Source organism: Gemmatimonadales bacterium (assembly GCA_019637315.1).
GTDB lineage: Bacteria > Gemmatimonadota > Gemmatimonadetes > Gemmatimonadales > GWC2-71-9 > SHZU01.
This window is the reverse complement of sequence record JAHBVU010000003.1, coordinates 198,230-225,137: the sequence shown is the minus strand read 5'-3', so window position 1 is coordinate 225,137 and position 26,908 is coordinate 198,230. Positions and strand designations below refer to the sequence as shown.

The window sequence follows — 26,908 nt, the reverse complement described above, 5'->3', positions numbered from 1 at the left end:
GGCTCGTGACCAGCCTGACCCCCTGCGTCTATCCCATGATTCCCATTACGGCGGGGGTGCTGGGTGGGGCGGGGGCGGTCGGTCGTTCACGCGGGCGGACGGTGCTGCTCAGCCTCGTCTACGCCATCGGGCTGGCCTCGGTCTACGCCACGCTCGGCGTGGTCGCGGCGGTCACGGGCAGCCTGTTCGGGAGCATCAGTTCGAATCCCTGGGCCTACTTCGTGATGGGCAACCTGCTGCTGCTGGCGGGGCTTGCCATGCTGGATGCCATTCCGATCCTGGTGCCCGAGCGGGTGCTGTCGTGGGCCGGCCGGTTCGGCTCGCGCTCGCTGGGCTCGGTCTTTCTGATGGGGGCGACCTCGGGGCTGGTGGCCGCGCCCTGCGGAGCGCCGGCCTTTGCGGCCGTGCTGACCTTCGTCGGGGCGACCCAGAGCGCCGGGCTCGGCTTCGTCTACCTCTTTGTCTTCAGCCTCGGCATGACGGCGCTGCTGGTGGCGATCGGGATCTTTTCCGGGACGCTTGCCGCGCTGCCGAAGCCGGGGCGTTGGACCGTGTGGGTCAAGCGGGGCGCCGGCATCCTGATGCTGGCCATGGCGCAGTACTATTTCGTGAAGATGGGGACAGTATGGTTCTGATGCGATGGGTTCGGTCCGCGGCATTCGCGGTGCTGGTCGGCGCGGGCGCGGGGATCTCTCCGCTTGCTGCGCAATTCGATTCGGGGCTTCCGGTCGGCAGCAAGGCGCCGGTGCTCGTCATCAATGACCTCGACGGCAAGCCGGTCGACCTCGGCGCCTGGCTGGGGAAGACGCCGGTGCTGATCGAGTTCTGGGCCACCTGGTGCTCGTCCTGCAAGGCGCTCTTGCCGGAGCTGGCTCGGGTCCGCAAGACCTTCGGCGACAAGGTCACGCTGATCGGTATCAATGTGACGGTCAATGAGTCGCGAGAGCGGGTCCGCCGCTACCTCCAGGCCGTCGACCCGGGGTTTCTCGTCCTGTATGACGAAACAGGGGCGAGCACCCGGGCCTATGACGTGCCGGGAACCTCGCACGTCGTCGTCGTCGATGCGAGCGGCACGGTCGTGTACACGGGAACCGGTGGGGACCAGGATCTGGTTGCCGCGGTCCGAAAGGCGGTCCGATGATCCGGAACTGGGTGGTTGCGGGTGCGCTGGCGTTGGCGTGGGTTGTCAGTCTCGAGGGTCAGGAGCAGCGTCCCCGGCTTGGGGTGATGGGCAGTCCGCGGGAGGGGCGTCCCGCGCCTGCTGTGGTCGCTCCGTATCTGACGCCGTCGGGCCCGGGTCCTGCCGACCAGCCGTTTCGGCTGGCAGCCGAGCTCGGTCGGGTGGTCATACTCGTTATCGCCGGTGGGGTGGATTCCGCGTCGGGGCCGGCATGGCGTCAGGTCGAAGACGGGCTGACCGACCTCATGTCCCCCCGGGTCATCCTGGTCGGTGCGGTTCGGGGCAGCTCAACCGATGTGGCCGAGCTGGCTCGGGGCCTTCGAGCGGTCGAGCTGGAGCCGGGCGGGCCGCTGCCAACCAAACTCCTGGCCGACGCCGACGGAGGGATCCACCGAGCCTATGGAATGGGGACCAGGGATCGGGGATGGACCACCTTTGTGATTGCGGACGACGGACGGATCGCCGCCATCGTGCGAGGAGAGCCGACACGGGCGGCCTGGCGGGCGGGGGTCGAGGCGGGGGTCCGCAAGGGTCGTACGGCGCCCTGATCGATCCTTGTCGGTATTTGTTCGGGTCGAGGCAGCCATGGACTCGTGCAGTTCGACGCCTTGAGGACCGGTCGAGAACCGCTCCGTTTCGGGGTTGGTTCTCGCAACCGTGCAAGATTCAGTAACTTGCGACGCCCGTTCGAGTTCCGGCACGGGCGTTGCTGCCGTTAGGGACCTGAGTGACCAAGAAGTGAGCGCTCGGGGGCGGAAGGTGTAAGAAATTGCGCCTTGGGGCCGAACGGACGGGCAATCGATCGCCAAGATGCGACGCTGGTTGGGGTTAGGATATTGACCCCCTCCGAGCCGAGGGTTATCTTAGCGTGTTGTATTCGGTCCGGCAGTCCCTGCTCGTCAGTCTGAGGTCTTTGCGTGAGCCGTGGTGGGTTGGTACCGCCGTGTGTTCATGCGTTCGGGCTGTGGGGTGGGAGTAGGAGGGCGATAGCGGGAGATCGGGCGACTTTCGGTCAGCGTTTTGTGCGCTGGCTCACAGCGCGCGATCTGCGGTATCGCTATCATGAGTCTGATACAGGATAATCAGACTGAAGCTGTGTTCGGCTGTAGGACAAGCAGGCGGGATGTTCGGCTCGCGGCCCAGCCGCGTTCCGAGACTCGCACTCCGGAGTTGGATCAGTCCGGGTGCGGGGTACGATCGAGGCTGGCGTAAGCCGAGGTCACAGCAGGGAACACGCAGGACAAGAAGCTGCCGGACAGGTAGTGATGTTGAAGTCGAGTTCAAGATCAGTTGATAGCGCAGGTCCAAACGTTCATAGGGGGAGTTAATGAACAAGTTCTACCGTTCCATGCTGTTCTCCGGCGCATTGGCCGCGGGACTGGCTGCATGCGGTGATGACGTCACTGTCATCGATCCGCCGCCGCCGCCGCCGCCGCCGCCGGCAGTGGTTCGGTCGGTCACGGTTGCACCGGATGGTATCTCGGTCAACCCGGGCCAGACCGTGCAGATGACGGCGGCCGTTTCGGCCGACGCCGGTGTCACGGCGACCGTCACCTGGCAGGTGAGCGAAGCTGGCCGGGCCACGATCAGCGCGGCCGGTTTGCTTACGGTGCTCGCGAATGCGACCAGCGGCCCGGTTGTCGTCCGTGCGACGGCGACGGGTGGTGGCGCCTCGGTGCAGGGGCAGGCAACCCTCACGGTTGTCGGCACCTCGGTCACGGCAGTTACGGTGACCCCGCCGACCGCTACGCTCAACGCTGGCACCACGGTTTCGCCGCCGCAGAGCACCCAGGCGGTTGCGTCTGTCACCGGGACCAACAACCCGGCCCAGACCGTGACCTGGACCTCGCTTGACCCGACCATCGCCACGGTCAACGCCGACGGCGTGATCACGGCGAACAACACGGCCAAGCCGGGCAACGTCGTCATCCGCGCCTGCTCGACGGTTGATACGTCGAAGTGCGGCACGCTGGCGCTCGTCGTCGTCGTTCCGGATCCGGCCTCGGTGCAGATCCAGTCGGTCACGGCGACGGTCGGTGGCATTCCGAACGTGCCGGTCGTCCTGACCAACGTCTTCGGTCAGATCGAAATCGCGCTCAACGTCGAGCCCGGTGCCCGGCAGATCACCCGCGTCGACGCCCTCATCGGCGGCCGCGTGGTGGCGACCCAGAACTTCACGTCCGCAGCGCCGCTGGTGCTGGCCGAGGCCGCTCCGACGGTCGTCGTCCTGAGCACCAACACGCAGCAGGCGCGTAAAGCTGGTGGCAGCACGGGCGCGCTGGTCCCGGTGATCTTCAACGGCAACTCGGAGATCACGGCCAACCTGTACGTCTCCGGTTCCAGCACGCCGATCGCGTCCAACGCGGTGCCGGTCGTGATGAACAACCCGGACCTCCTGGTCCGCCGGTCGTATGCTGAGACCGAGCGTCCGGCGAGCTTGGCCCCGACCGCTGGCAACCCCAGCGCGGTGTCGCTCATCGACGGCAACACGTACTACAAGGGCACCCAGGACGTCGACGGCTTCGACTACCTTGCCTTCGGCACGGTGGCTCCGGCGTCGGTGTCGCTGAGCGGCAACCTCTGCGGTGGCTCGAGCAACCTGGTTGATGCGGGTGCGACGGCGGCGGGCGGCATTGCGCTGACCGGCACCTTCGCCTGCGCCGGCGTTGAGGGTGGCAACACCATCAACGGCGTGTCCGGCGTGGCGTACCCGGCGGGCGCGGTTGGCCCGGACGGTACGGCGCTGGTTGCTGCGGCTGGCATCTCGACCACGGCCACGGCGTTCACCCTTGCGGGTGAGCAGCGCTGGAACGTGGTTCCGCCGACCGTTGGCCCGAACCCGGGTCCGGTCTGGGTTGATAACAAGGGTCCGACGGTTGCCATCGATCAGGTCGCGTTCAACGACAGCTTCGACCAGCCCTGGATCAACGCGGCCTACGCCTTCGCGCAGGACCTCCTGGCCGATGACGGCACCTTGATCGGTGGCGACTCGGTCGGCGTTGGTATCGATTACTCGGTCTGGCCGCGTGCCCGTGAGTTCAACGGCACCTGCGGTGCGACCAACCTCGACCCGCAGACGGGTGATGTCTTCCCGGAGACGACGGTCAGCGACGGGTCGATTCCGACCCCGAACGGTGGTCGCCGTATCTGCACCTACGCTGAGGACCTCCTCGGCAATGCTGGCACGTCCGGCGCGTCGAACTACTTCGGCGTCGACAAGGTTGCTCCGTCGATCCGGTTCCTCGGCTCGACTGCGGCGACCCCGCCCACGGCTGGTACCCCGGCCGCGGTTGGTGATTCGGCTGCTAACACCACGATCTACTCCATCGCCAACCCGACCCCGGCCGAGTTCTTCGGTGTCGAAGCGCTGGATGGCCGGTCTGGCTTCCATCAGGGTGCGCCGCTGTCGAACTACCCGGCGTCGTACGTCCTGAACCGGTTCCGTGGCGGCACGCCGCAGACGGTCAACGCGACGTTCGCGGCTGGTGCGTTCGGCTTGCCGACGCTCCTCAGCGACACGTACGTCCGTGGTCTCGAGCTTCCGATCCAGGGCACTGCTGCTCCGGCCTCCGGCCTGGGTGGCGTGGGCTACTACTTCTGGAGCGGCAAGGTCACTGACCGCGCCGGTAACGAGAGCACCACCCTCAGCGCGAACTTTGCGTCTGACGATCTGCTCCCGCCGAACATCACCGGCTTGGGCTTCGCCAGTGCCTTCTACACTCCGGGCACCATGGCGCCGTTCGGGTTCTCGGCCAACGACGACCTCGAGATCATCGATGCGACGCTGGCTGTGACCATGGCGATTCCGTCGGGCGCTGGTACGGCTCTGCGGTATCCGTACGGCTCGCTCACGCCGCTCGGCGTGCGGTGGGACGATCAAATCACTAACGTGATCAACGGCGTCAACTCGTCGATCCCGTACTTCCTGTTCCGGGTTGACGAGGCATGCTCCGCGGCGGCGACGCCGTACGCTGCCTGCGTGGACCCGGCTACTATCGGTGTCACGCCGCCGGTGCCGTACATCACCACGTCGATCTTGGGTGACGTGGCGAACGGGACCAGCGTTCTGGCCGATACGACGCAGTATGGTCTGGGTGCTACCAAGCTCCCGACCGCTGTCTCGGCCAACGTGAACGACGTGGCCGGTCAGTCGGCCGCCGCGCCGATCTCGGCTCCGATGCTGGCCACGCAGTTCAACCCGCAGGCTGGTCTCACGACCACCACGTGGGCAACTGCCGACCTGCTCGCCTGGAGTGCCAGTGTGGTCACCACGAACGTGGTTGCGGTGCACGTTGCCTCGACCTCGATCGTGGTTCCGTTCTTCGACCACGCTTCGCTCTGGCGCCTCTACGGAACCGAGTGGGTCCGTTGCGGTCAGTTCCCGGCTCCGGCGCTTACCGACAACGGTGCGCACCGGTTCTGGACCTACACCACCCCGGTTCCGACCACCGGCGCTTGCGCCGAGGCGGGCGGTGGCGTGTGGCGCGTGATGGGTACGAAGAGCGGCGCTGGTCTGTTCACGCCGAGCTTCTAATCTTCACGGTTCCATCGTGAAAACAGGGGCCCCGTCGAAAGACGGGGCCTTTTGTTTTTCGCGAGTTCGAGCGCCGTGGCGGCTATGGTTTCCGGAGCGGCGGCTCAGCCGGCCAAACGGAAGCCGGCGTCGATGAAGTGGCGGTCGTAACCGAAGGCTGCCTTGATCCCCTCGCGTTGCATCACTTCGAAGCTGACGCCGTCACAGAGCGTCAGTGGCTTGTCGCGGAGCTTGCCGAGCCAGCCGCCCGCAGCTGCTGCCATCAGCTCCGCATCGACCGGGAGGCAGCTGTAGAGCGGGTCGCCCAGGAGGGCCTCGAGCACGGCACGCGCCGTGTCGGGCCCACGCCGATAGAGCAGGAGCCCCTGCAGCTCCGCGAGCACGAGCGGGGTGACCACGAAGCGGCCGCCGCTCTGCACGAAGGTCCGGACGAACGGTACGGCGCGCCCGTGATACTGATCCTGGCGATGTGCCAGGGCCAGGAGGCCGCTCGTGTCAGCGAAGACGCGGTCGGCGGGCACGTCCGGAGCTTCCGTAGAGGTACTCGTCGTGTCGGGCGGCCATGTCCTTCGGACCCTTGGGGTCATCGACCGATCCGATCAGACGTTCCAGGGACCACCCGGGTGCCTGGTCGCCCAGCGATTCGGCCGACAGCCGACGCAAGCCGCGGCGCAGGAGTTCCGCCTTCGACAGCCCAGTGGTCGTGACCAGGGCCTCGAGCAACGAAACGTCGGGCGGATCGAGGTAGACCTGGACCGGCTCCCGGACCCTCTTGGTGTCGCGCGTGTCTGACATGACATCTCCTGTGTGTTACATGTATATCGTACATGTATTCTATTGTGATGTCAATGCATTGTCGTTGCATGCTGCACCGACCCCGTGGGTCCGGAAGGAAAAAAGCCCGACGCGGGACGCCGCGCCGGGCTTTGGACGAGCCGATCTCGGAGGAGGACCGGCTCAGGCGTTCATACTGTTCAGATTCGCGAAGAACTGATTGAAGTAGGCGGCAATGGCCGGAGGCTTGGCGTCCGGGCCCATCGACCCCTTGCTCAGGTAACCGAGCAGGGTGCCCAGACCTGCCGGGGTATTAGGGACGTAGCCCCGATCGACGGCGTCCAGGAACAGCTTGGCCTCGGTGTTCAGGGTTGCGTTGTATTTGCCGGGGTTGGTGTACTGATCATGCTTGAACTCGAGCTGCTTGAGCCAGGCGCTGTCCGAGCCGTTGACGCCGTGATTGCTTGCGACACCGGTGCCCTGGATGGTCAGGGACATCCAGTTGACGCCAATCGGCGGCAGGGCCTGGCGGGCGGGCGGAGGCTCTGGAGCCGCCGCCGGGGCGGTCGTGCCGGTCGTCTCGCGCTCGGCGGCGACCTCGTCCGCGCCGCTCTTGCCCGCCTTCGGACCATCGACCACATGACCTGCCTCGTCCGGCACGGGGGCCACCGGGATGTCGAGGGGGTCGATTACCGACTCCGGGGCGAGCTTCTCCTGCTCGGCGGCAATGACCTCTTCCAGGGTATCTCTGGCGTCGATATGAATCTCGGCTACCGGGAGGTCGTCTCCGGGCAGTTCGGCCTGCTCAGTGGCAGCAGGGACCCCAGGCGCCAGCCTGGAAACGATCGTTGGCAGCTGAACCTCAGGTGAGTGCCCGGTCCATCCAGCCGCCTCGCGCAGCGTCTCTGCAAAGGTGCCCTGGTTCTGACTTGCCGGTCGAGCAGTTCCCGAATAGGAACGATTTGCCGGCTCATTGACCGGGGTCAGCAGCGAGTGCAGCTTTCTCATCACATCCATGTCGTTGTCTCCCAACAACTTGGCGGTTCGGCGCCGAGGCAGGTCCCCGGGCGCTGGTTGGAATCCCGGCACCCTTGGGTGCAAGCGTGGGGCCGAATTCATCGGTCGGGGCGGAACTCCGGCTGCGTCCGGGGTGGAAGCTGCTGTGCCGGGCCTTCTCGGCCCCTGTACTTCACTGAATGGGAGCGTTTCGATGCGCCGTGCGTTGCTGCTGGTAGCTCTTCTGCTCGTAGCGGGATACGGGGCGCTCGCTGCCCAGGGGACCATCCGCCCCCGATTCGGGGTACCGGTACCGATGCGGGATGGCGTGACGCTGGTAGCGGATGTCTGGACTCCTGATACGGCGGGTCGTCACCCCACGATCCTGATTCGCACGCCCTACGTGCGGACGGCCCAATTCCGCCGCTACGGACTCAAAGCCTACCTCGAGCGGGGCTACGCCGTGGTGCTTCAGGACGTCCGTGGTCGAGGCGACTCTGACGGGCGGTTCCGCTTCTACTTTCCCGAGGCGGACGATGGCTACGACACGATCGAGTGGATCGCGCAGCAGCCGTGGTCCAATGGCAAGGTTGGCATGGACGGCGGCTCGTACCTGGCCACGGTGCAGTGGCTTGCTGCGCGCGAGCAACCGGCTGCGCTTGCCTGCATCATCCCGACTGCGCCGTCCGGCCGGCTCTTCGATGAGCTTCCCTATCAGGGGGGCGCCTTTCGCCTCGAATGGGCGCTCTCGTGGCTCAACGGCGTCTCGGGCCGGAGCGATCAGAACGAAACCTGGCAGCTGGGCAATCCCGGGCGTCTGGCAACGCACCGACCGCTGCTCACGATGGACGAAGCCTTCGGGCGCTCGATGCCGCTCTATCGGGAGTTCCTGAATCATTCGACGCTGGACAGCTACTGGCGCCCGCTGCACTTCACCGCTCAGGACTTTGCCCGGATCTCGATTCCGGTGCTCCATGTTACCGGCTGGTACGACGGCGATCAGCTTGGTGCGCTCTACTACTGGGATGGGATGGAGGCGCACGGGCCGGTCAGGGACAATCGTCATCTGATCATCGGTCCGTGGACCCACGGTCAGACCTACCTCGGCGGGGCTGAGCGGGTCGGCGCGTTCACCTTTCCCGAGACGTCGACGCTCCCGATCCAGCAGGTTCGGCTCGATTTCTTCGACAGCTGTCTCAAGGGGACCGAGCGGTACGTCGCGCCGCGGGTTCGCCTCTTCCTGACGGGGTCCAATCGATGGCTCGAGGCGGATCGCTATCCGCTGCCCGGGGTGGCGGCGACGCCGCTGTATCTCCACAGCGGTGGCAGGGCCAACACCGCGGCCGGCGATGGCCGACTGTCGTGGAATGCTCCAGGTGCGCAGTCGCCGGATCAGTACCGGTACGATCCGCGCAACCCGGTTCCCTCGCGCGGAATCACGACCGACCATCGTTCCGGGCAGAATCGTCAGGACGTGCTCGTCTATACCAGCGAAGTCCTCAAAGACCCGGTCGACGTGGTCGGTCGGGTGTTCGTCAAGCTGTATGCGGCAAGCGATGCGCTTGATACCGACTTTACCGCCAAGCTGCTGGATGTCTATCCTGATGGTCGCTCGATCAAGCTGGGCCCGACGGACGTTGGGGTGCAGCGGGCGCGATATCGGAACGGGTATGACCGGGAGGAGCCCCTGGAGCCGGGGCGGACGGAGTTGTACACGATCGAGCTCTTCGACGTCGGTCATACCTTTCTGCCCGGGCATCGGATCCAGGTCGAGGTGTCGAGCAGTGCGTTTCCCTACATCGATGCCAATACGAACACGGGCAATCCGGTTGCCACGGACACGACGATGCGGGTTGCCGTTCAGACCATTCACCACGATGCGGCCAGGCCGTCCCATATCCTGCTGCCCATTCTGCCGAGGCCGCGATGAGGCTCCCTGTTCGATATGGTCTTCCGGTGCTGGTTGCCATGCTCGGATACCCTGCCAGCGGGCTGGCTCAGTCGGAGGGGTTCCATCGGTTTCAGGCCATGATCGGCAGGGGAGTGGTTCGGACCACCGGTGTGGCGCAGGTGCGCTGGCTCCCGGCCGGGCTGGGGTACCTGGCGCAGGAGGTCGATTCCTCGCTCGGTCGACGGTTCTATCGAGTCGACCCAGCTAGCGGGAGGCGGGTGCCTCTGTTGGCGCCCCGCACGGAGGCTAGCCTGATCAGCGAGTATGCGCGCCTGTCAGGTCAGCAGCCCTCAGCGAAGCTGCCGTTCGAAACCTTCACCCTCGATCCGACCGGGCGGCTGCTCATGTTTCCGGTCGGGACGCGGCGGTTTCTCTTCGACATCCGAGCCGGCACGCTGCGGGAACTCCGCATGCCCGTTCGGGTCGGGCCGCTCGACGAGTCGATGGATGAGCCGGGCGTATTCTCGCCGAACTATGATGCGTATGCCTTCGTACGAGACTATGACAACCTGTTCGTTGTCGATACCAGAACTGGAGTCGAACGGCAGCTGGCGGCGGGGTCGTCGGAAAACAACCTCACGGGTTTTCTAGGGGCGGGTGCACGATTTGTCTGGTCGCCGGACGGGCAGTGGCTGGCATACCTCAGCGCCGATCCAAGGGTGCACTATCGCTATCCGATCCTGCGGGACCTCAAACATCATGCGACGGTAGACTACTTTCGCTACCCCTTCACGACTGATCCGGATCCGCCGCTTTCTCTGCACGTGATCCATCTGGCAACGGGTGTTCGTACGACGGTGGCAGAGGGAACGGCTGACCAGCCGTATCTGCGCGGCGTGGAGTGGTTCGACGATGGCAGGGAGGTGGCCTTTCGGGTGGTCGATCGCTGGGAGAGCCGACGCGAGCTGCGGGCCGCCGATCCAACCACCGGAAAGGTGCGCACACTTCTGGTCGACCAGGACTCGACCTTTCTGGATCCGATCGACAACTTCCGTCAGCTCGACGGGGGCAGGCGATTCATCTGGAGCTCCGAGCGAAGCGGGTGGCGCCACCTCTACCTGTACGATCGCGACGGGCGCCAGCTCGTCCAGCTGACGTCGGGGGAGTGGGTCACCGGATCGATCGTGGCTATCGATCACGCTCGCGGGTGGATCTACTTCGAGGGCGCAACGGATCTGGGGCTCGAACGCCACCTGTTCCGCGTCAGACTTGATGGCACGGGGCTGGTCCGCCTGACAGAGGAGTCTGGCGTTCATCAGGTATCGATGGATCCGAGTGCTGCGTTCTTCACCGACCGGTCGTCGTCGCTCGGTCGTGCGCCGACGACGATCCTGCGACGGGCAGATGGTCAACTTGTTGATACGCTCGCGACCTCGATGGCTCCTCCGCTGGGCCTTGCCGCGCCCGAGTTGCTCACCCTCGTGGCCGCGGATGGCGTCAGGCCGATGCACGGCTTGCTGTACAAGCCTGCCGATTTCGACCCGGCCAGGCGATATCCGTTGATTGTATCAGTCTATGGGGGGCCTCATACCAAGGCGGTGCGCAACAGCTACCGGACCTTCGATTTCAACGCGGCGCTGGCGCAGCTCGGATTTCTGGTGGTCGAGTTCGACGGCCGGGGCACCCTCGACCGGGGCAAGGCGTGGCAGGCGGGTGCGTACCTGAGGCTCGGGCAGGAGGATGTCGATGATCAGGCCGCCGGGGTTCGTCAGCTCCGGACCTTGCAGTACGTCGACTCGACTCGGGTTGGTGTGACTGGGATTTCGCACGGCGGCTTCATGACGATCATGCTGATGGTGCGATATCCTGAGCTGTATGGGGTCGGGGTCGCCGGCGCGCCATTGACCGATGTGCGCACGGGCCCGCGCCAGTACATCGGACGGATCATGCGAACGCCTGAGGCGAACCCGGAAGGATACGCCCAGGCGGATCTGCTGCCGCGGGCGGGGGCGCTTCGGGGCAGGCTGTTGATCCACCACGGCACCAATGATCGCAACGTGGTGCTCGGCAACACGATGCAGTTCGTGCGCAGGGCCATTGATGCCGGGCGACCGGTCGACATGATGATCTACCCGGATGGCGTGCATGTCTTGCAGGGCCGGGACGCGGTCCACGGCCTCAAGACGACTGTCGGGTACTTTCTCGAGCATCTCCGCCCGGAGGGATGGGAGTCGAACCGGCGGCAGCTCTGGCAGTAGTCGAACGTCGGGCGCGCCTATCCGACGACGTCGGCCGGCAGGCCTGGGTCCAGGGTGACTGAGCCTTCCTTCTGGAAGCCGGGCCGCCCCATGGCGGCAAAGGTCAGGCGCTTACCCAGTTCCACACCCGGCTGATCGAAGGGATTGACCCCGTACCATGCCCCTGCGAAACCGGTGGCGAGCTGCATGAACATGATCAGCTCACCGAGCACATCCGCATCCAGTCGTGGCAGCACCAGGCTGGCATTCATTCGCCCCATTCGGGCCAGCGCCGCCGAGGTGGCATCCTGCTCGGCGCGCAGCAGCGAACCAAGCGTGTGGCCCTGGAGGTAGGCCAGTTCTTCCGGCAGGTTCGGGCGATGGGGAATTTCCACGTCCTCGCCCGGGTCTTCGACCCGAACGAAGGTGACGACCTTGTCGAACGGCCCTTCCATGAAGAGTTGCACCTGACTGTGCTGGTCGGTCGCGCCGACCGCACCGACCGGGGTCGGGCCGGTGAAGATCGGCTGGCCGCGACGATCGACCTGCTTGCCGAGGCTCTCGGCCCAGAGCTGTACGAACCAGGCGGCAAACTCGCGGAGCCGATCGCTGTAGGGCATCAGCACATGAATTCGCGCGCCCAGCCAGGCGTCCGCGGCCCAGAGCAGGGCCGCGTAAAGGGCGGCCGGGTTCTTGAGCAGGTCGGGGCGCTCCGCCTCGCGCACGGCGCGCTCCGCCCCGCCCAGCAGCGCTTCGATGTCGATTCCGATCAGGGCAGCGGGCAGGAGGCCGACCGGGGTCAGGACGCTGAAGCGGCCACCGACGTCGGGCGGAATTTCCAGAGCGGCGATCCCCTCGCGGGTGGCGAGCTCACGCAGCGGGCCTTTGGTCGGGTCGGTCGTGAAGGCCAGGTGTCGCGCCGCGGCATCCGGACCAAGCGCCTGGTCGAGCCAGGCGCGCACCACGAGGTACTGGGCCAGGGTCTCCGCCGTGCCGCCCGACTTGGAAATCACATTGACGAGGACTCGGCGCGGGTCGATCCGCCGGAGCGCCGCCGCGATCGAGGTCGGGTCGACATTCTCGAGCACTGTGAGTCGCGGGTAGTACTCCCGTTCTTCATCACTCAGTTCGTTCCACGCCGGCGGCCTGAGCGCGTTGAGCAGCGCCTTGGTGCCGAGCGCCGAGCCGCCGATGCCGAGTACCAGGACGTGGTCGTAGGCTTGACCGACCCCGTCGGCAAAGCGGCGAATGCCGCGGATCACGTCCGTTTGCGCGCCAAGCGCCATAAAGCCATACTCGCCCTGCTCCCGCCGGCTCTCGACCTCGGCCCGGACCGACGCAAAGCGCTGGCTCAGCTCCTGGAGCCGGGCCCGGCCCAAGCCGTGCTGGCCGTCGAGCTTGTCGGTCACCATCCGTCCGTAATGCAGCTTCATGGGGCAATCTCCAGCGTGAGTCCGTCGTACCCCGGTTCGATGCCGTCCGGGAGCGACTCGGCCAGCTTCGCATGCCCGGTTTCGTGGGAGAGATGCGTCAGGTAGGTGCGCCGGGCCCCGATGGCCTGGGCGGCCTCGATGGCTTCGGGAATGCTCTGATGGGTCGGGTGCTGCCGCCACCAGAGGGCGTTGATGACCAGGACGTCGAGCCCCGTCAAGGCTTCCCGGGCATCCTGAGGAACGGCCTTCACGTCGGTGATGTAGGCCAGGCGCCCGATCCGGAAACCGAGCACGTCGACCGGGCCGTGCAGGAACGGGAGCGGCAGCACCTCGACCCCGGCCACCGTGAACGGGCGCCAGGGCTCCACCACATGCATCTCGAGTCGCGGCTTCGAGGTTCCGGGCACGGCCGTGACGCCTGGGTCGAAGATGTACTGATAGGATTGAAGCAGGAAATCCCGTGTCATCTCGTTGGCGTAGAGCGGCAGTGCTTCCCGCTTGCGCACCGAGAATGCCCGCAGGTCGTCGATCCCGGCCACATGATCCGCATGTTTGTGCGTGAACAGGACGGCGTCGGCTGCGGCAACGCCCGCGGCGAGCAGCTGCAGCCGGAGCTCGGGGGGTGTATCGATCAGGATCGTGCCGGCGCCCGTGTCGATTGCGGCGGCCGCGCGATACCGTCGGTCACGCGGGTCGGTGGAGAGACAGACGCCGCAGCCGCAGCCGATCTGCGGCACGCCGAACGACGTTCCGGTGCCCAGCAGCGTCAGACGCATCTGGCGTCCGGGGTCGATCCGGTCACACGCTCTCGATCCTGAGCAGGTTCGTGGTTCCCGCCAGGTCGAAGGGAACCCCGGCCGTTACCACGAATCGGTCGCCCGGCCAGGCCAGTCCTTTCCTGACGATGACCTCGCGGGTCAGGGCGAGCATCGAGTCGTAGTCAGGGCGGCGCTCGACCAGGACGGGAATGACACCCCAGACCAGGGCGAGGTGCTGGAACGTGGTCGCTTCGGGTGTCACGGCCAGAATCGGAACGGATGGCCGGTAGGACGAGACGGTCCGCGCCGTAAACCCACTGCTCGTCAAACAGACGATCAGCGGTACGTTGAGCAGGTCGGCGGCGGCGCACACGGCAACAGAAATGGCGTCTTCGGTGCTGGCGGTCACGTGCGGTTGCTTGAGCTGTGACGCCGACAGTTGCCACTCATGCGAGTGATCGGTGTTGCTGTGGCGGTGTCCCTCGACCTCACGGGCAATCTGATCCATCGCGAGGACCGCTTCGAGCGAGTAGGATCCGATCGCGGTTTCGGCCGAGAGCATCACCGCGTCGGTGCCGTCGAGAATTGCGTTGGCCACGTCCGACGCTTCGGCCCGAGTGGGTCGGGGCGCCTTGATCATCGACTCGAGCATCTGCGTCGCGGTGATGACCGGCTTGCCGTGACGGTTGGCTTCGCGGATCAGCCGCTTCTGTACCAGCGGAACCCGCTCGAAGGGCAGCTCGACGCCCAGATCGCCGCGGGCCACCATGATGCCATCGGCGGCGTCGAGGATGGCCGGCAGGTGGCCCAGGGCGGTGTCCTTCTCGATCTTGGCAATCAGACGGACATGCTTGGGCACCAGGCGCCGCAGTCCTTCGACATCCTGCGGCCGGCGGACGAAACTCATGCCCAGGTAGTTGACGCCGAGCTCGACGGCCATCATGGCGTCTTCGCGATCCTTGGCGGTCAGCGCGGGAGTCGAGACCTCGACGCCGGGCAGATTGATGCCCTTGTTGGACTTGAGCAGGCCGCCGTAGCGTACCGAGGCGTGGACCTTGGTGCCCGAAACGCTTACGACGTCCAACGCAATCAGGCCGTCGTCGAGCAGGATCCGAGTGCCGGGGCGAACGTCTTCCGCCAGCTCGCGATAGGAGGTCGGGATGTCGCCGGCCTGGGCCTGATCCTCCGGAGCAAGCACCACCTGCTCACCTTGCGTGAGCAGGACCGGCTCAGGCAGGTCGCCGACCCGTATTCTGGGGCCTTGCAGGTCGACGAGAATCGCCGCGGCCTTTTCCCGCGATCCGAGAATGTCCTTGAGCTCGGTGATCCAGCGGTGGCGCGTTTCCAGCGTGCCGTGTGATGCATTGACCCGTACCACGTCGACGCCGGCGTCGAGCATCGCGCGCATTCGCTCGGGTTGGTCCCAGGCGGGGCCCAAGGTAGCCACGATTTTCGTCCGGCGACTTTCTCTTGCCACGGATAGCCTCGCTAAAGATGGTTCGGAAAACGGCCTGGGCTTCGGGTTCGGATTGTCTCGGCCGTGTCCGTAATCGACGCCTTGTGGAGAAGCGGAATCGACAGCAGTGTTGAAGGTAATCCATTGTATCGGAATGACATAGCACGACACTGTCACGGCTCTGTCCACATCCGGGGGGGCGGCTGAACCGGCTCGGGTCACTGGGAAAAAGGGACTTTCCAGCTATGTGGAATCTCAGGTCTTTCCACAACGACCTTTCCCGACCTTGCCCCTCCACCCGGCCTAAAGCCTCTGGTGGCAAGGGTCTCTGCATCGACGCCGGTTTCAACAAGCTCGGCAGAATTTGTGCAGGCACTCCACAATGCGTACACATAACGACGTTATGTGGAAAAGAACCTGGGGACTTGACTTTTCCGGGGCTCGAACGGCCCGAATAGGCCTTTGACGGTCTTGTGGCCGCGGCCTAAATTGCCGCGCAGATAATCCCCTCAGATACACCAGGATGGAGGCATAGGCGATGACGTTGGCCGACCGACAGCAGGCTGCCGCTCCGTACGGAAGCGCCGTGACCGTGCACGACGACGGGGTCCGGATCACCGATGAGGCCGTCCTGGCGTCGCCCGCCACTGATCGGGTGGTCTGGCAGGCGGTTTTCGGAAGCGCCGCCGAGCAGGAGGCTGCCCGCTGGTTGCTTTGGGAAATCGGGCAGGCGGTTGGGGTCCGTCCGGCGTCGATCCACGACTTGTACCTGGCGCGTGGCCGGGGGGAATGCGGTGGGTTCACCGTGCCGGCCATCAATGTCCGGATGCTCGCGTACGACACCGCGCGGGCGGTGTTCAGAGCGGCTCAGCGCGGTCAGGCGGGCGCCATTCTGCTGGAGATTGCCCGGTCGGAAATTGCCTACACTGATCAGCGGCCCGCGGAGTATGTCGCCGTGATGATTGCCGCCGCCCTCCGCGAGGGCTATCGGCTTCCGATCTTCATCCAGGGCGACCACTGCCAGGTCAACGCCAAGAAATACCAGGCCGACGCCGAGGCCGAAGTATCCGAGGTCAAGAAGCTGATCGCGGAGGAGATCGGGGCCGGGTTCTTCAACATCGACGTCGACACCTCGACCCTGGTCGACCTCTCGCACCCGACCCTCGATGCGCAGCAGCGCGACAACTATGAGCGGGCGGCGGAAATCACGGCTTTCATTCGCGGGCTCGAGCCGCGCGGCGTGACGGTCTCGGTTGGTGCGGAAATCGGCGAGGTCGGTCACAAGAACAGCACGGTCGAAGAGCTCGACGCCTTCATGGCCGGTTTCAACCGGGCGCTGGCGGCCCGGGGCGCCTCGCTCGCCGGCATCAGCAAGATTTCGGTGCAGACCGGCACCTCGCATGGCGGTGTCGTGCTGCCTGATGGCCGGATTGCCGATGTCAAACTCGATCTCGCCGCGCTGGAAGCCTTGTCCCGCGTGGCACGGGATTCCTATGGGATGGCGGGTGCGGTGCAGCACGGGGCCAGTACGCTGCCGGCCGATGCCTTCGGCAATTTCCCGCGGGTCGAGACGGCTGAGATCCACCTCGCCACCAATTTCCAGACCATCGTGTTCGAGCATCCCGCCCTGCCCGCCGAGCTGCGGAACCGGGCCTATGCCTGGCTCGACGAGAACGCGACGAGTGAACGGAAGGATGGCGACACGCCCGAACAGTTCTACTATCGGGCTCGGAAGCGGGCCATCGGGCCCTTCAAGAAGGATTTCTGGTCGCTGCCCGAGGCAACCCGGTTGGCGATTGCAGCGGATCTGGAGAAGACGTTTACCTTCCTTTTCGAACAGCTCAAGGTCAACGGGACGGCTGAGCTGGTCCGGCGGCATGTTGAGGCTGCGCCGCTCCGTCACTCGGATCTGACTCGTCCGACGGTTCGGGCGGTCGACGACGCTGACGCGGGCGAATAGGCTCTGGAAGGAGGTCCAGGATGGGACGGGATGAGCGTGAGGTGCTGATCGTCGAGCAGGAGCGGGGCGGGGCGCTGGGATGGGCGCTCTTTGGCGCGGCACTCGGTGCCGGACTGGCGCTGCTGTTTGCGCCGCGCACGGGCCGCGAGACGCGCAAGGAGCTGCGCCGTGGTTTGCGCGGCTTGCGGGACCTGGCCGATGAGACGCTCGACGAGTTGCGCAGCGGTGCGCGTGACGAGGAGAGTGATCTTCGTTCGATGGTCGACGGGGCCGGCGTCTACGATGAGGACGAGGGGTACTACGAGGACGATCCCGATCTCGACGAACTCGACGTCGAGGACGAGATCGAGGGAGATGAGGCGGTGGAGGAGGACGAGCCGGCAGTCGGGGCATCGTCGGCGCGCGACGAGCTCGAGCGCCGGCTCGAGGCGGCCCGGGCCCGGCGCCGCCGCGCGGTGCCGGATGACTCGGAGGACGAGGAGCCCGTCGCCTGAGCAACGGGCGTGTTCCCGGGTGGTATCGGTCGCTCGGCGGCTTTGCCCGCCGAGTGGTCCAGGCCGCCGACGAAAATCGAATCCCCTTTCTGGCGAGTGCGCTGACCTTCGACGCCATTCTCGCCGCCATCCCGCTGTTCGTGCTCGTGCTTGCCGGCCTGTCCTGGGCGGTCGGCAAGACCGGGGGCGACCCCGAGCAGATCAGCCATTTCATCGAGCGGTTTCTGCCGCCCCACGACACGGAGCCAGGCTACGACCCCTTCGCGGCGGTCGAGGCACTCCTGGCCAAACTGGTGGTCGCGGCCCGCCAGCTGTCGATCGTGGCGGTGCCGGCCTTTCTGTGGTTCAGTACCCGCCTCTTTGCCTCGGTGCGCACCGCGCTCAACGAGATCTACGATCTTTCGGTTCGACCCGTGCGCCGCCACTTTCTGCTTCAGTTCCTGCTCGGCAAGCTGCGAGACTTGCGGATGGTGGTGATCACGGTGCTGCTGGTGCTCGTCAATACGTTTCTGACGGCCGGATTCACGCTGCTGCAGGCACGCGGCCAGGAGTGGGCGCCAGGGTTCGCGTTCTTCTTCACGACCGTGGGACGGATTTCCAGCGAACTGCTCGCCTTTCTCTTCCTGGTCACGCTTTTCTTTCTGGTCTACCACTTCGCCTCGATGCGGCGGCCACCCCTCCGGGCGACCCTGATCGCATCGCTCTTCTCGGCCGTGCTGTTCGAAGCGGCCAAGCGCGGCTTCGGGCTGTACCTGCGCAACACCATGTATGCCCAGATGTCGGTGGACGTCAACGTCGGGGCCGCCATTCTGTTCGTGCTCTGGATGTACTACTCCGCCCTGGTCTTCCTGCTGGGTGGGGTGGTTGCGGAAACCTGGGAACTTCGGCACCTGCAGCGGAAGCAACGAGCCTGACCGTCATCGTCACTGCGCAGCTTGGCCATATGGAAGCTGCGTGTGTGAGAAGCGGAAGTCGCCACTGACCGGGAGAGGTCCGCAAGAACGGACGAAACGCGAGTCTGCCGGGGCGGATCGAGTCGAGCGAGAGAGAACGGCTGGAAGAAGGGAGGAAGTGCCCCAGGCACCCCGAAGCGATGCCGGAAATCGCTTAGCGCTGCTACCGGCAAGGTCCTGACGCGGTTCGCGCACCTGCACCCTTCGGACCTGGGGCGCAGGTAAAGTAGGGGCGCGGCCCGGCCAGGGGAAGGGCGCAGCCCTCGCACGTCCGGGATGCGGGGGGAGCCGAAATCGTCTAGATTGACCCCGTGATCGCTCTTGCCCGCAAGTATCGCCCGCGCCGATTCGCCGATCTGCTCGTCCAGGATCATGTCGCCGCCGCCCTGAGCGGCGCAGTCGCCCGCAATCGGGTTGGCCACGGCTACCTCCTGACCGGCCCGCGTGGGGTCGGGAAGACGACGGCTGCCCGGATTCTCGCCATGGCCCTCAACTGTGAGCGACAGGATCCTGGCGCGCTCACCGGCGAGCCCTGTGGCGAGTGTCCGACCTGCGAGCGGATCTGGGGTGGCGCCGCCAATCTGGACGTGGTCGAGATCGACGCGGCCAGCAATCGCAGCGTCGACGACGCCCGAGACCTCCGCGAGCGCGCCATGTATGCCGCGTCGCAGGAGAACCGCTACAAGGTGTACATCGTCGACGAAGCGCACATGCTGACTCGCGAGGCGTGGAACGCCCTCCTCAAGATTCTGGAGGAGCCGCCGCCGCGGGTTGTCTTCGTCTTTGCCACCACCGAGCCGCAGAAGATTGCCAATACCGCAGCACCGGTCCTCTCCCGATTGCAGCGCTTCGACTTCAAGCGGATCGGCGTCGCGGCCATTCGTGAGCGGGTCGGTCAGGTGCTTGCTGCGGAAGGCGTGGCGACCGATGATGACGCCGTGACGGTCATTGCCCGCTACGCCGATGGCGGCATGCGGGACGCGCTGTCGGTGCTGGATCAGGCACTGTCGCTCGCCGAAGGCCCCCTCACCGCAGCGCGGGTTCGTCAGGCACTGGGGCTGATCAGCGATGAGTTGTACGCCGAGGTGCTCGACGCGGTGGCCCGCAAAGACGCGGCGGCCATCTTTCCGGTCGTCGATGCGCTGCTGGCCGCGGGCGCCGATCTCGTCGAGTTCGTCAACGGGATGGCCGAGCTGCTGCGGGCGGTGCTGATGATGGCCACCGGGGCGGAGCCGGAGGGGCTCACCGCCGCGCAGCGGGAGGTCATTGCCGCTGCCAGGGAGCGGCTCGCCGCCGGGGATGTGCTGCGCATGCTGGGCTTGCTGACCCAGGCCGAGATCTCGATCCGCCGGAGCGCCAATCCCCGGCTCGTGGTCGAAACGCTCTTGCTGCGCTGGGCCCTGATGGACCGAACCGTCGACCTGGAGGCAGTGCTGCAGGGCCAGTCGGGGTCCGGCGGACCGCCCGAGTCGGGGCCTGCTGCGCGCCCTGCGGCCCCGTCGGCGGCGCGGAGTGCAGCGGCTCGCCCGGCCGCGACTCGTGAAGCATCAGCGGCGTCGGCGCCGGTCGCTCGACCGGCACCCGGGCCGGTGCTCTCCGGGCCGCTGACCCCCGCTGGGCTGATCGGGGTCTGGCCCGAGGTCGTCGTCGCAGCGCGCCAGCGGGGCTCACTTGCCGCAATGGTGGCGGAGCACCTGACGCCCGGGGAGATCGCCGGTGACTCGCTTACCCTGATCCTGGCGGAGGATCAGGTGCACCTGCTCGAAGGTGCCGAGCGGCAGCGGCCTCAGCTCGAGGCGGCGTTGACCGAGGTGTTGGGTCGGCCGGTTCAGCTCAAAGCGATTGTTGCCGCCGGAGTGCCGGCCGCGGCTCCTGCCCCTGACCCCGCTCCGGCCCAGCCTCGTAAGCGATTGTCAGAAAAGGATTTGCGCGGCGCGAGGTTGCGTGAGCTCCGGGCCAAGGATTCGGCGTTGGATGCGGCGGCTGACGCGTTAGATTTGGAGATCGTGGACTAGGTACTATGGCCGATTTTCAGCAGTTATTGCAATTGAGTCAGCAGATGCAGGGCCGTCTTCAGCAGCTCCAGGCGGACCTGGCGGATCGCGTCGTCGAGGCGTCAGCCGGGGGCGGCATGGTTCGCGTCACTGCAGACGGGCGCGGCATGATTCGGCAGCTGTCGATCGAGCCGGCGGCGTTCGAGGGACGGGACGCAGAGCTGCTGTCCGATCTCGTGCTTTCCGCCGTGGCGGAGGCGCAGCGCCGGGCAGCCGAGACGGCCCAGGCCGAAATGCGGAAGGCGCAGGGGTTCCCGTCGATTCCCGGGCTGTGATCCGGTGGCCGCAATCGAAGACCTGGTCGTCGAACTGGCCAAGCTGCCTGGCATCGGCCGCAAGACGGCGCAACGCCTCGTATTTCATCTCCTGCAGCAGCCCAAGGATCGCCTGACTCGGCTGGCCGGCGCGCTTCACGCGGTGGTCGACCGGATCGGCAGTTGCCAGGATTGTGGCAACTACTGCGAGGGGCCTCAGTGTGCGATCTGCGCTGATCCCCGCCGGGATGCCGCCATCCTCTGCGTGGTGGAAGAACCGGCGGCGGTGAGTCAGGTCGAGCGGGCCACCGGCTATCGGGGGCGGTACCTCGTGCTCGGTGGGCGGCTGTCGCCGCTCGAAGGGGTCGGGCCGGACCAGCTTCGCATCACGTTGCTCAAGCGGCGGGTGGCCGATGGCGAGGTGCGCGAGGTGATTCTGGCGACCAACCCGTCGCTCGAAGGAGAGGCCACCGCTACATTCATCCAGCAAGTGCTTTCCGGGGCGGGGGTTCGGGTCAGTCGGCTGGCCCGGGGTTTGCCGGTTGGCGGAGATCTCGAGTATATCGACGGCATCACGCTGAGTCATGCGTTGGAGGCCCGGCAGGAGGTGTCGTGAGGCCAGCACCAGCATTGACGTTTGGCGCCGCACTGGTGGCGGGTTTCGCGGGGGGATGGTACCTCGCGGGGCGCCATCTGCAGCATCACAAGGCGGCGCTCTTCAGTCGCAATCGGATGCAGCGAATGGCGGCGTTGAGCTACCTGGCGGGGCAGCCGAGCGTGGAAACGCTGCGCCTGCTGGCCGACTACATGGCGTGGGAACCGGTTCCTGCCCTCAGGAAACGGGCTGCCCGGGTCCGCCGCCGCCTCGAACGCGAACTGGTCTGACGGGAGAATGGCTTGGTGACGAGCGCCAGTTGGTCCCTGCGCGAAGACGACGCGGCCAGGATCCGCGCCATCTTGGAGGGGCTCCTGTCGGAGGCCAACGCGCGGACCGCGCTCCTGGTCGATCGCACCGGGCAGATGCTTGCCACGGCAGGTGAGCAGCCGACGTTCGATCCGGTCGCGTTCGCGTCGCTCACCGCGGCCGACTTCAGCGCCAACGATCAGCTGGCTCGCATGCTTGGCGAGCCCGAGTTCGGGGCGCTGTTTCACCAGGGCGAAAAAGAATCCCTGTATCTCGCGGATATTGCGCGCCGGGTGATTCTGGTGATCCGGTTCGACAACCGGACCACGCTGGGCCTGGTCAAGCTGCGGGTGCGCAGCGTGGTGACCAGGCTGTCGGCGCTGTTTACCGAGATGTTCGAACGGCAGGACGCCGAGTCGCCTCGGGTGGAAGCGGCATTCCTCGGCGAAGCGGAAGACGAGATCGACAAACTTTTCGGGTCGTGAGGCAGGGCGGATGTCGCTCATCAACTACGCATCGCGGGAAATCAACTGCAAGCTGGTCTACTACGGGCCGGGGCTTGGGGGCAAGACCACCAACCTCGAGTACATCTACGAAAAGGTGTCACCGTCCTCGAAAGGGAAGATGATTTCCCTGGCGACGGAGACGGAGCGGACCCTCTTCTTCGATTTTCTCCCGGTCGATCTCGGCACCATTCGTGGCTTCAAGACCCGGTTCCATCTCTACACCGTGCCGGGACAGGTCTACTACAACGCGTCGCGCAAGCTGATCCTCAAGGGGGTCGACGGGGTGGTGTTCGTGGCCGACAGCCAGATCGAGCGGATGGAGGCCAACGTCGAGTCGATGCAGAATCTGTATGACAACCTGATGCAGCACGGCTACGACCTGACCAAGATCCCGTTCGTGATCCAGTACAACAAGCGCGACCTGCCGAACGCCGCACCCCTCGACGAGCTGCAGGAAAACCTCAATCCGGGCTGGCCGGTCGAGGACGCTGCGAAACAACGGACCGTCGCCAATCCCGATCGCGGTGGCGAGTTCCTGGTCGAGCAGCTCGACGGCACCTGGGTCGAACGGGCGCCGTACTTCGAGGCGGTCGCAGTTCGCGGCGACGGGGTGTTCGATACCCTCCGCTCGATCAGCAAACTCGTCCTGAAGACGCTGGGGTGAGTACCGCCAAGCAGATCTGGACGCTGCCCAACATGCTCACGGTTGGCAGGATCGCAATCACACCGGTGATTGCGTACCTGCCGTTCATGGGCGGGTACTGGACCAAACTGCTTACCTTCGTGGTCTTTCTCGCCGCCGCCGTGAGCGATGTGATCGACGGGCGGCTGGCCCGATCGCGCAACATGGTGTCCGATCTGGGAAAGCTGCTCGATCCGATTGCCGACAAACTGCTGCTGATTGCCACCATCGTGCCGATCTACTTCGTGGCGCAGGATCGCCGCGATCTCTATGACATTCCGCTCTGGCGCAGCATTCCGCTCTGGGTCTGCGTCATCCTGATCGGCCGCGAGTTTGCCATGACCGCCTTCCGGTGGTGGGCCAAACGCCGCGGCGTCGTGGTTGCCGCGCAGGGGCCGGGCAAGCTCAAGGCGGTGTTTCAGAACATCTTCGTCGGCGGCACCATACTCTGGTTTGCCTTTCGTGACGCCTGGAATCCGCTGGCCCTGCATGAAAGCGCCTTCTGGCAGGGATGGAAGAGCTTTCATGGCCATTTCGTCTCCATCTCGCTGGCCATTGCCACGGTGCTGACCGTCTATTCGTTCGTCGTCTACCTCTATCGCTACCGCCAGCTGCTCAAGTAGGACTCATGCCGCTCCCGCCGGCCTCGCTCGACCTCGAACTCGTCACCATCGGCACCGAGTTGCTGCTCGGCTTCACGGTCGACACCAACGCCGCCTTTATCGGGCAGGCTCTGGCCTCGGTTGGGGTCCGGGTCACTCGCCGGACCTCGGTGCCGGATGACGGAGGCGCCATCGGCGCTGCGGTGGCCGAGGCGTTGTCGCGCGCGCCGCTGGTGATGACGGTGGGTGGACTCGGACCGACTCGCGACGATCTGACCAAGCGGGTCGTGGCTGACCTCTTCGGGGCCCCGCTCCGATTCGACCAGGGCATCTGGGACGGGCTGGTGGCGCGCTTTGCCAGGCTCGGCCGAGTTCCGGCGGCCTCGAACCGGTCGCAGGCCGAAGTGCCGGAGGGCGCTCAGGTGCTGCCGAACGCTCGCGGTACGGCACCAGGACTCTGGCTCTCGGGCGGGCCGGGTGAGGTCATCATGCTGCCCGGTGTGCCATCCGAAATGCGCGGCTTGATGGCGACCGGGGTTTTGCCGCGGCTGCGGGAACGAACCGGCGGCCGTGGGGCGGTAACGACGCGGATCGTGCGGACCACGGCCATTCCCGAGTCCACCCTGGCGGAGCGGCTCGACGGCGTGGAAAACGGACTCCGCGAGCTCACGCTGGGGTACGCACCGGGCGTCGAAGGTGTCGACCTGCGGCTCACCTCGTGGGGCGGCGAACCGGAGGCCGCTGCGGCGTCGCTCGATCGAGCCGAAGCCCAGATCCGGGCTGCGGCAGGTGCGCACTGCTACGGCACGGGTGAGGCGGACCTCGCAGCCGTCCTGCTGGACAGTTGCCGGCGGCGGCGGGTGTCCGTCGCCGTCGCCGAAAGCTGCACCGGTGGCCTGATCGGCCAGCGGCTGACGGACGTGCCGGGCAGCTCGTCCGTCTTTCGTGGCGGCGTGATCGCCTATCACAACGCCCTCAAGGCGAGCCTGCTGGGGGTACCGGAGCCGATCCTCGAGGCCCATGGTGCGGTGAGTGAACCGGTGGTTCGAGCCATGGCTGTCGGCGCTGCCCGAGTCGCTGGCGCCGAGGCGGCCGTTTCCGTGTCCGGAATCGCCGGCCCCGAGGGCGGGACGGACGAGAAACCGGTCGGAACGGTCTGGTTCGGTTTCCTGGTCGGGAATCGGGTTGAGACCGCGCGAATCGTCTTTCCGGGCTCGAGAACCGAGGTGCGCGCGCGGGCCGCTCAGTACGCCTTGTACGGCCTGTGGCGGCTGGTGGAGGAGGTCTGACGGACGGGCTTTGGTACCAGCGCTTGCCCTATGCCAGGGCCCACCTTTGTGCCAAATTGACAGAGAAACTCGGAACGCCAGTTGCCGTAAGTGAGGTGCATCATGCGCTGCGGCACGGGTCTTCGCGATCAGTGGCGCTACTGCCGCTTTGATCTAGCCAAAACGACCGAACGAAACGAACGGGATGCGTAGTAATGACCGAACGGCCTTTTGAAGAAAACGAGCTCCCTGATCCTGCCGTGCCCGAGACGGCGGCCCCCGAGCCGGGTTCCGGTCACGGAGGGCTGCCTCAGGAACCGACGGACAGTGCTGTCAGGCGGTTGGCCGAGCAGCTCGAGGACGCCAACGATCGTTACCTGCGTCTTGCTGCGGAGTTCGACAACTTCCGGAAGCGGGTGGCGCGCGAGCGGATCGAGCTGTCCGATCGGGCCGAAGGAAAAATGATCGGCAAGGTTCTCGAGGTCATGGACGACCTCGATCGGCTGACCGACAGCGACTGGAACGGACCGGCCGCTCCGTATCGTGAAGGCGTCGATCTGATCGGTCAGAAGTTCCATAAGCGGCTGGAAGCGGCGGGCCTCGAGACCATCGATCCCACCGGGGCGGCATTCGATCCCACGGTGGCGGAGGCGGTGTCGACGGTGCCCTCGCCGGCGGCCGACCAGGACAACACCGTCAGTGCGACCTTTCAGGTCGGCTACCGGTACAAGGGCATTCTGATCCGCCCGGCCCGGGTCCAGGTGTACCTGGGCGAAGGAACCGCCTGACCGTGGCCTCGAAGGATTTCTATCAGATTCTCGGCGTCTCCGAAGCCGCCTCGGCCGACGAGATCAAGAAAGCCTACCGCCGGCTTGCCAAGCAGTATCACCCGGACGCCAATCCGAACAACCCGGCAGCTGCGGAGACCTTCAAGCAGGTCGCCGAGGCGCACAGCGTGCTGTCGGATGCGGACAAGCGGAAGCAGTACGATCAGATGCGCCGGCTGGGGGCCTTCGATACCGGGCGGGCGGCTCGTCCCGGCGGCGCCGGGCGTCCGGCCTCGGGGCCAACCGAGACCTTCGATTTCGGTGAGTTCGGGTCGATGGGGTTGGGCGACATCTTCTCATCGATCTTCGGACGCGGCGGCAAGAAGGGCCCGACTCGTGGCGAAACGCTCGAGACGGTGCTCGAGATTCCTTTCCGGACCGCGGCGCTGGGCGGCAAGGTGCCGGTGACGCTGCCCGTGACCGGTCCCTGCACCTCGTGCGGAGGTAGCGGTGGTGCGCCGGGCGCCACGATCTCCCAGTGTCCCGAGTGCAAGGGCCGAGGCAGCATTTCCTTTGGGCAAGGTGGCTTTGCGGTCAATCGGCCGTGTCCCCTCTGTCGGGGCCGGGGCAAGGTGCCGTCGCAGAAATGCCCGACCTGCCAGGGCGCAGGCGAGCTGCGATCCGACAAGACTGTGATGATCACGGTGCCGCCCGGTACCGAGTCGGGAACCAAGGTTCGCCTCAAGGGTCAGGGCGAGCCGGGCGCCGACGGTGCGCAGGCAGGCGACCTGCTGGTCACGTTCGAGGTGCAGAGCGATCGGTTCTTCTCGCGGGACGGGCTCGATGTGATCTGCGAAGTTCCTATCAACCTGGCACAGGCCGTTCTCGGAACCAGGATTCGGGTCAAGACGATCGATGGCAAGAAGGTTGTGCTCAAGGTGCCGCCCGGCACGCCTCCGGGCAAGCGCTTCCGGATCAAGGGAATGGGCATCGCCAAGGCGGACCGCCGGGGCGACCAGCTGGTCGAGATTGCCGTCAACATGCCGGAGGCGCTGACGCCGGAGCAGGAGGAACTCTTCAAGCAGTTTGCCGACTCGGCCGGTCTCCCGCACTGAGGTGTCCCGCCTGAAGTAAGATTCCGGGTTCGCCGTGCATTGGTTCTCCGACCATCGACGAGTTGAGCCCGGGTGCCGGAACGATCCCCT

At 66.0% G+C, this 26,908-nt stretch carries 25 protein-coding genes and 1 other RNA gene; 19 read left to right on the top strand and 7 right to left on the bottom strand.

Annotated elements, in window-relative coordinates; translation table 11 throughout:
• Nucleotides 1–5: 5 nt before the first annotated feature.
• The 4 genes from KF785_04555 (at nucleotide 6) to KF785_04540 (ending at nucleotide 5,714) form a co-directional block, all read left to right on the top strand.
• On the top strand, nucleotides 6–635 hold the full coding sequence (locus KF785_04555; protein MBX3146016.1) for a sulfite exporter TauE/SafE family protein: 630 nt from the start codon (nucleotides 6–8) through the stop codon (nucleotides 633–635).
• Nucleotides 635–1,141, top strand: a complete 507-nt coding sequence (locus tag KF785_04550) for a TlpA family protein disulfide reductase (protein MBX3146015.1) — start codon at nucleotides 635–637, stop codon at nucleotides 1,139–1,141. Before KF785_04555 ends, KF785_04550 begins: the two co-directional genes overlap by 1 nt.
• Nucleotides 1,138–1,728 (top strand): hypothetical protein, encoded by a 591-nt coding sequence (locus KF785_04545; protein MBX3146014.1) that lies wholly within the window; start codon nucleotides 1,138–1,140, stop codon nucleotides 1,726–1,728. Before KF785_04550 ends, KF785_04545 begins: the two co-directional genes overlap by 4 nt.
• Before the next feature lie 779 nt (nucleotides 1,729–2,507).
• Nucleotides 2,508–5,714: an Ig-like domain-containing protein gene (locus tag KF785_04540; GenBank protein ID MBX3146013.1), complete on the top strand. Its 3,207-nt coding sequence runs from the start codon at nucleotides 2,508–2,510 to the stop codon at nucleotides 5,712–5,714.
• Nucleotides 5,715–5,818: 104 nt separating this feature from the next.
• On the opposite strand, the gene KF785_04535 is transcribed toward KF785_04540, so the two are convergent.
• The 3 genes from KF785_04535 to KF785_04525 all read right to left on the bottom strand — a co-directional run bounded on the left by KF785_04535 (nucleotide 5,819) and on the right by KF785_04525 (nucleotide 7,496).
• A complete protein-coding gene (locus tag KF785_04535; protein MBX3146012.1) occupies nucleotides 5,819–6,235 on the bottom strand; it encodes a PIN domain-containing protein in 417 nt (138 codons plus the stop codon).
• Nucleotides 6,210–6,509, bottom strand: a complete 300-nt coding sequence (locus KF785_04530; protein ID MBX3146011.1) for a hypothetical protein — start codon at nucleotides 6,507–6,509, stop codon at nucleotides 6,210–6,212. Before KF785_04530 ends, KF785_04535 begins: the two co-directional genes overlap by 26 nt.
• Before the next feature lie 162 nt (nucleotides 6,510–6,671).
• A complete protein-coding gene (locus KF785_04525; protein MBX3146010.1) occupies nucleotides 6,672–7,496 on the bottom strand; it encodes a hypothetical protein in 825 nt (274 codons plus the stop codon).
• 202 nt (nucleotides 7,497–7,698) lie between these two features.
• Here KF785_04525 and KF785_04520 point away from each other — a divergent pair, with 202 nt between their 5' ends.
• Together KF785_04520 and KF785_04515 are read left to right on the top strand one after the other, a co-directional pair.
• Nucleotides 7,699–9,414, top strand: a complete 1,716-nt coding sequence (locus KF785_04520; protein ID MBX3146009.1) for a CocE/NonD family hydrolase — start codon at nucleotides 7,699–7,701, stop codon at nucleotides 9,412–9,414.
• A complete protein-coding gene (locus KF785_04515; protein MBX3146008.1) occupies nucleotides 9,411–11,633 on the top strand; it encodes a DPP IV N-terminal domain-containing protein in 2,223 nt (740 codons plus the stop codon). The genes KF785_04520 and KF785_04515 overlap by 4 nt, the downstream gene beginning before the upstream one ends.
• 17 nt (nucleotides 11,634–11,650) lie before the next feature.
• On the opposite strand, the gene KF785_04510 is transcribed toward KF785_04515, so the two are convergent.
• Genes KF785_04510 through pyk form a run of 3 tightly spaced genes read right to left on the bottom strand, consistent with a single transcriptional unit; the run spans nucleotide 11,651 to nucleotide 15,280 of the window.
• Entirely contained in the window at nucleotides 11,651–13,045 is a 1,395-nt protein-coding gene (locus KF785_04510) for a glucose-6-phosphate isomerase (GenBank protein MBX3146007.1), read from the bottom strand.
• A complete protein-coding gene (locus tag KF785_04505) occupies nucleotides 13,042–13,821 on the bottom strand; it encodes an MBL fold metallo-hydrolase (protein MBX3146006.1) in 780 nt (259 codons plus the stop codon). The genes KF785_04510 and KF785_04505 overlap by 4 nt, the downstream gene beginning before the upstream one ends.
• 22 nt (nucleotides 13,822–13,843) lie before the next feature.
• Nucleotides 13,844–15,280: a pyruvate kinase gene (gene pyk, locus KF785_04500; GenBank protein MBX3146005.1), complete on the bottom strand. Its 1,437-nt coding sequence runs from the start codon at nucleotides 15,278–15,280 to the stop codon at nucleotides 13,844–13,846.
• A 517-nt stretch (nucleotides 15,281–15,797) separates the two neighbouring features.
• Between pyk and KF785_04495 the strand changes: the two genes are divergently transcribed.
• From KF785_04495 to KF785_04485, 3 genes are read left to right on the top strand one after another with little or no spacing between them, the layout of a single operon-like run.
• Nucleotides 15,798–17,219, top strand: a complete 1,422-nt coding sequence (locus KF785_04495; protein MBX3146004.1) for a class II fructose-bisphosphate aldolase — start codon at nucleotides 15,798–15,800, stop codon at nucleotides 17,217–17,219.
• Between the two features lie 20 nt (nucleotides 17,220–17,239).
• Nucleotides 17,240–17,713 carry a YtxH domain-containing protein gene (locus KF785_04490; GenBank protein ID MBX3146003.1) on the top strand — a complete coding sequence of 158 codons (474 nt, stop codon included), beginning with the start codon at nucleotides 17,240–17,242 and terminating at the stop codon, nucleotides 17,711–17,713.
• A gap of 53 nt (nucleotides 17,714–17,766) precedes the next feature.
• The gene (locus tag KF785_04485) at nucleotides 17,767–18,627 is read left to right on the top strand and encodes a YihY/virulence factor BrkB family protein (GenBank protein MBX3146002.1); all 861 of its coding nucleotides are present in this window, start codon (nucleotides 17,767–17,769) and stop codon (nucleotides 18,625–18,627) included.
• Between the two features lie 156 nt (nucleotides 18,628–18,783).
• Here KF785_04485 and ffs read toward each other — a convergent pair.
• An RNA gene (gene ffs, locus KF785_04480) (signal recognition particle sRNA small type) lies at nucleotides 18,784–18,883 on the bottom strand.
• A 94-nt stretch (nucleotides 18,884–18,977) separates the two neighbouring features.
• On the opposite strand from ffs, the gene dnaX reads away from it, so the two are divergent.
• The 10 genes from dnaX (at nucleotide 18,978) to KF785_04430 (ending at nucleotide 26,818) form a co-directional block, all read left to right on the top strand.
• A complete protein-coding gene (gene dnaX, locus KF785_04475; GenBank protein ID MBX3146001.1) occupies nucleotides 18,978–20,681 on the top strand; it encodes a DNA polymerase III subunit gamma/tau in 1,704 nt (567 codons plus the stop codon).
• Nucleotides 20,682–20,725: 44 nt separating this feature from the next.
• Complete coding sequence (locus tag KF785_04470; protein ID MBX3146000.1) at nucleotides 20,726–20,995, top strand: YbaB/EbfC family nucleoid-associated protein; 270 nt, start codon at nucleotides 20,726–20,728, stop codon at nucleotides 20,993–20,995.
• A gap of 4 nt (nucleotides 20,996–20,999) precedes the next feature.
• Nucleotides 21,000–21,590, top strand: a complete 591-nt coding sequence (recR, locus tag KF785_04465) for a recombination mediator RecR (protein MBX3145999.1) — start codon at nucleotides 21,000–21,002, stop codon at nucleotides 21,588–21,590.
• Nucleotides 21,587–21,859 (top strand): hypothetical protein, encoded by a 273-nt coding sequence (locus tag KF785_04460; protein MBX3145998.1) that lies wholly within the window; start codon nucleotides 21,587–21,589, stop codon nucleotides 21,857–21,859. Before recR ends, KF785_04460 begins: the two co-directional genes overlap by 4 nt.
• A 15-nt stretch (nucleotides 21,860–21,874) precedes the next feature.
• Nucleotides 21,875–22,363 carry a roadblock/LC7 domain-containing protein gene (locus tag KF785_04455; GenBank protein ID MBX3145997.1) on the top strand — a complete coding sequence of 163 codons (489 nt, stop codon included), beginning with the start codon at nucleotides 21,875–21,877 and terminating at the stop codon, nucleotides 22,361–22,363.
• 10 nt (nucleotides 22,364–22,373) lie between these two features.
• Nucleotides 22,374–23,048 carry a gliding-motility protein MglA gene (locus KF785_04450; protein MBX3145996.1) on the top strand — a complete coding sequence of 225 codons (675 nt, stop codon included), beginning with the start codon at nucleotides 22,374–22,376 and terminating at the stop codon, nucleotides 23,046–23,048.
• Nucleotides 23,045–23,689, top strand: a complete 645-nt coding sequence (pgsA, locus tag KF785_04445; GenBank protein ID MBX3145995.1) for a CDP-diacylglycerol--glycerol-3-phosphate 3-phosphatidyltransferase — start codon at nucleotides 23,045–23,047, stop codon at nucleotides 23,687–23,689. Before KF785_04450 ends, pgsA begins: the two co-directional genes overlap by 4 nt.
• Before the next feature lie 5 nt (nucleotides 23,690–23,694).
• Nucleotides 23,695–24,957 (top strand): competence/damage-inducible protein A, encoded by a 1,263-nt coding sequence (locus KF785_04440; protein MBX3145994.1) that lies wholly within the window; start codon nucleotides 23,695–23,697, stop codon nucleotides 24,955–24,957.
• A 194-nt stretch (nucleotides 24,958–25,151) separates the two neighbouring features.
• Nucleotides 25,152–25,724: a nucleotide exchange factor GrpE gene (locus KF785_04435; GenBank protein ID MBX3145993.1), complete on the top strand. Its 573-nt coding sequence runs from the start codon at nucleotides 25,152–25,154 to the stop codon at nucleotides 25,722–25,724.
• 2 nt (nucleotides 25,725–25,726) lie between these two features.
• Nucleotides 25,727–26,818: a J domain-containing protein gene (locus KF785_04430; protein MBX3145992.1), complete on the top strand. Its 1,092-nt coding sequence runs from the start codon at nucleotides 25,727–25,729 to the stop codon at nucleotides 26,816–26,818.
• Nucleotides 26,819–26,908: the final 90 nt, after the last annotated feature.

Excerpts from the sequence above, each read along its gene's own strand:
- KF785_04550 (MBX3146015.1), top strand. The coding sequence starts at position 635 with ATGCGATGGGTTCGGTCCGCGGCATTCGCGGTGCTGGTCGGCGCGGGC.
- KF785_04545 (MBX3146014.1), top strand. The coding sequence starts at position 1,138 with ATGATCCGGAACTGGGTGGTTGCGGGTGCGCTGGCGTTGGCGTGGGTT.
- KF785_04540 (MBX3146013.1), top strand. The coding sequence starts at position 2,508 with ATGAACAAGTTCTACCGTTCCATGCTGTTCTCCGGCGCATTGGCCGCG.
- KF785_04530 (MBX3146011.1), bottom strand. The coding sequence starts at position 6,509 with ATGTCAGACACGCGCGACACCAAGAGGGTCCGGGAGCCGGTCCAGGTC.
- KF785_04525 (MBX3146010.1), bottom strand. The coding sequence starts at position 7,496 with ATGAGAAAGCTGCACTCGCTGCTGACCCCGGTCAATGAGCCGGCAAAT.
- KF785_04520 (MBX3146009.1), top strand. The coding sequence starts at position 7,699 with ATGCGCCGTGCGTTGCTGCTGGTAGCTCTTCTGCTCGTAGCGGGATAC.
- KF785_04515 (MBX3146008.1), top strand. The coding sequence starts at position 9,411 with ATGAGGCTCCCTGTTCGATATGGTCTTCCGGTGCTGGTTGCCATGCTC.
- KF785_04510 (MBX3146007.1), bottom strand. The coding sequence starts at position 13,045 with ATGAAGCTGCATTACGGACGGATGGTGACCGACAAGCTCGACGGCCAG.
- KF785_04505 (MBX3146006.1), bottom strand. The coding sequence starts at position 13,821 with ATGCGTCTGACGCTGCTGGGCACCGGAACGTCGTTCGGCGTGCCGCAG.
- KF785_04495 (MBX3146004.1), top strand. The coding sequence starts at position 15,798 with ATGACGTTGGCCGACCGACAGCAGGCTGCCGCTCCGTACGGAAGCGCC.
- KF785_04490 (MBX3146003.1), top strand. The coding sequence starts at position 17,240 with ATGGGACGGGATGAGCGTGAGGTGCTGATCGTCGAGCAGGAGCGGGGC.
- KF785_04470 (MBX3146000.1), top strand. The coding sequence starts at position 20,726 with ATGCAGGGCCGTCTTCAGCAGCTCCAGGCGGACCTGGCGGATCGCGTC.
- KF785_04450 (MBX3145996.1), top strand. The coding sequence starts at position 22,374 with ATGTCGCTCATCAACTACGCATCGCGGGAAATCAACTGCAAGCTGGTC.
- KF785_04440 (MBX3145994.1), top strand. The coding sequence starts at position 23,695 with ATGCCGCTCCCGCCGGCCTCGCTCGACCTCGAACTCGTCACCATCGGC.
- KF785_04435 (MBX3145993.1), top strand. The coding sequence starts at position 25,152 with ATGACCGAACGGCCTTTTGAAGAAAACGAGCTCCCTGATCCTGCCGTG.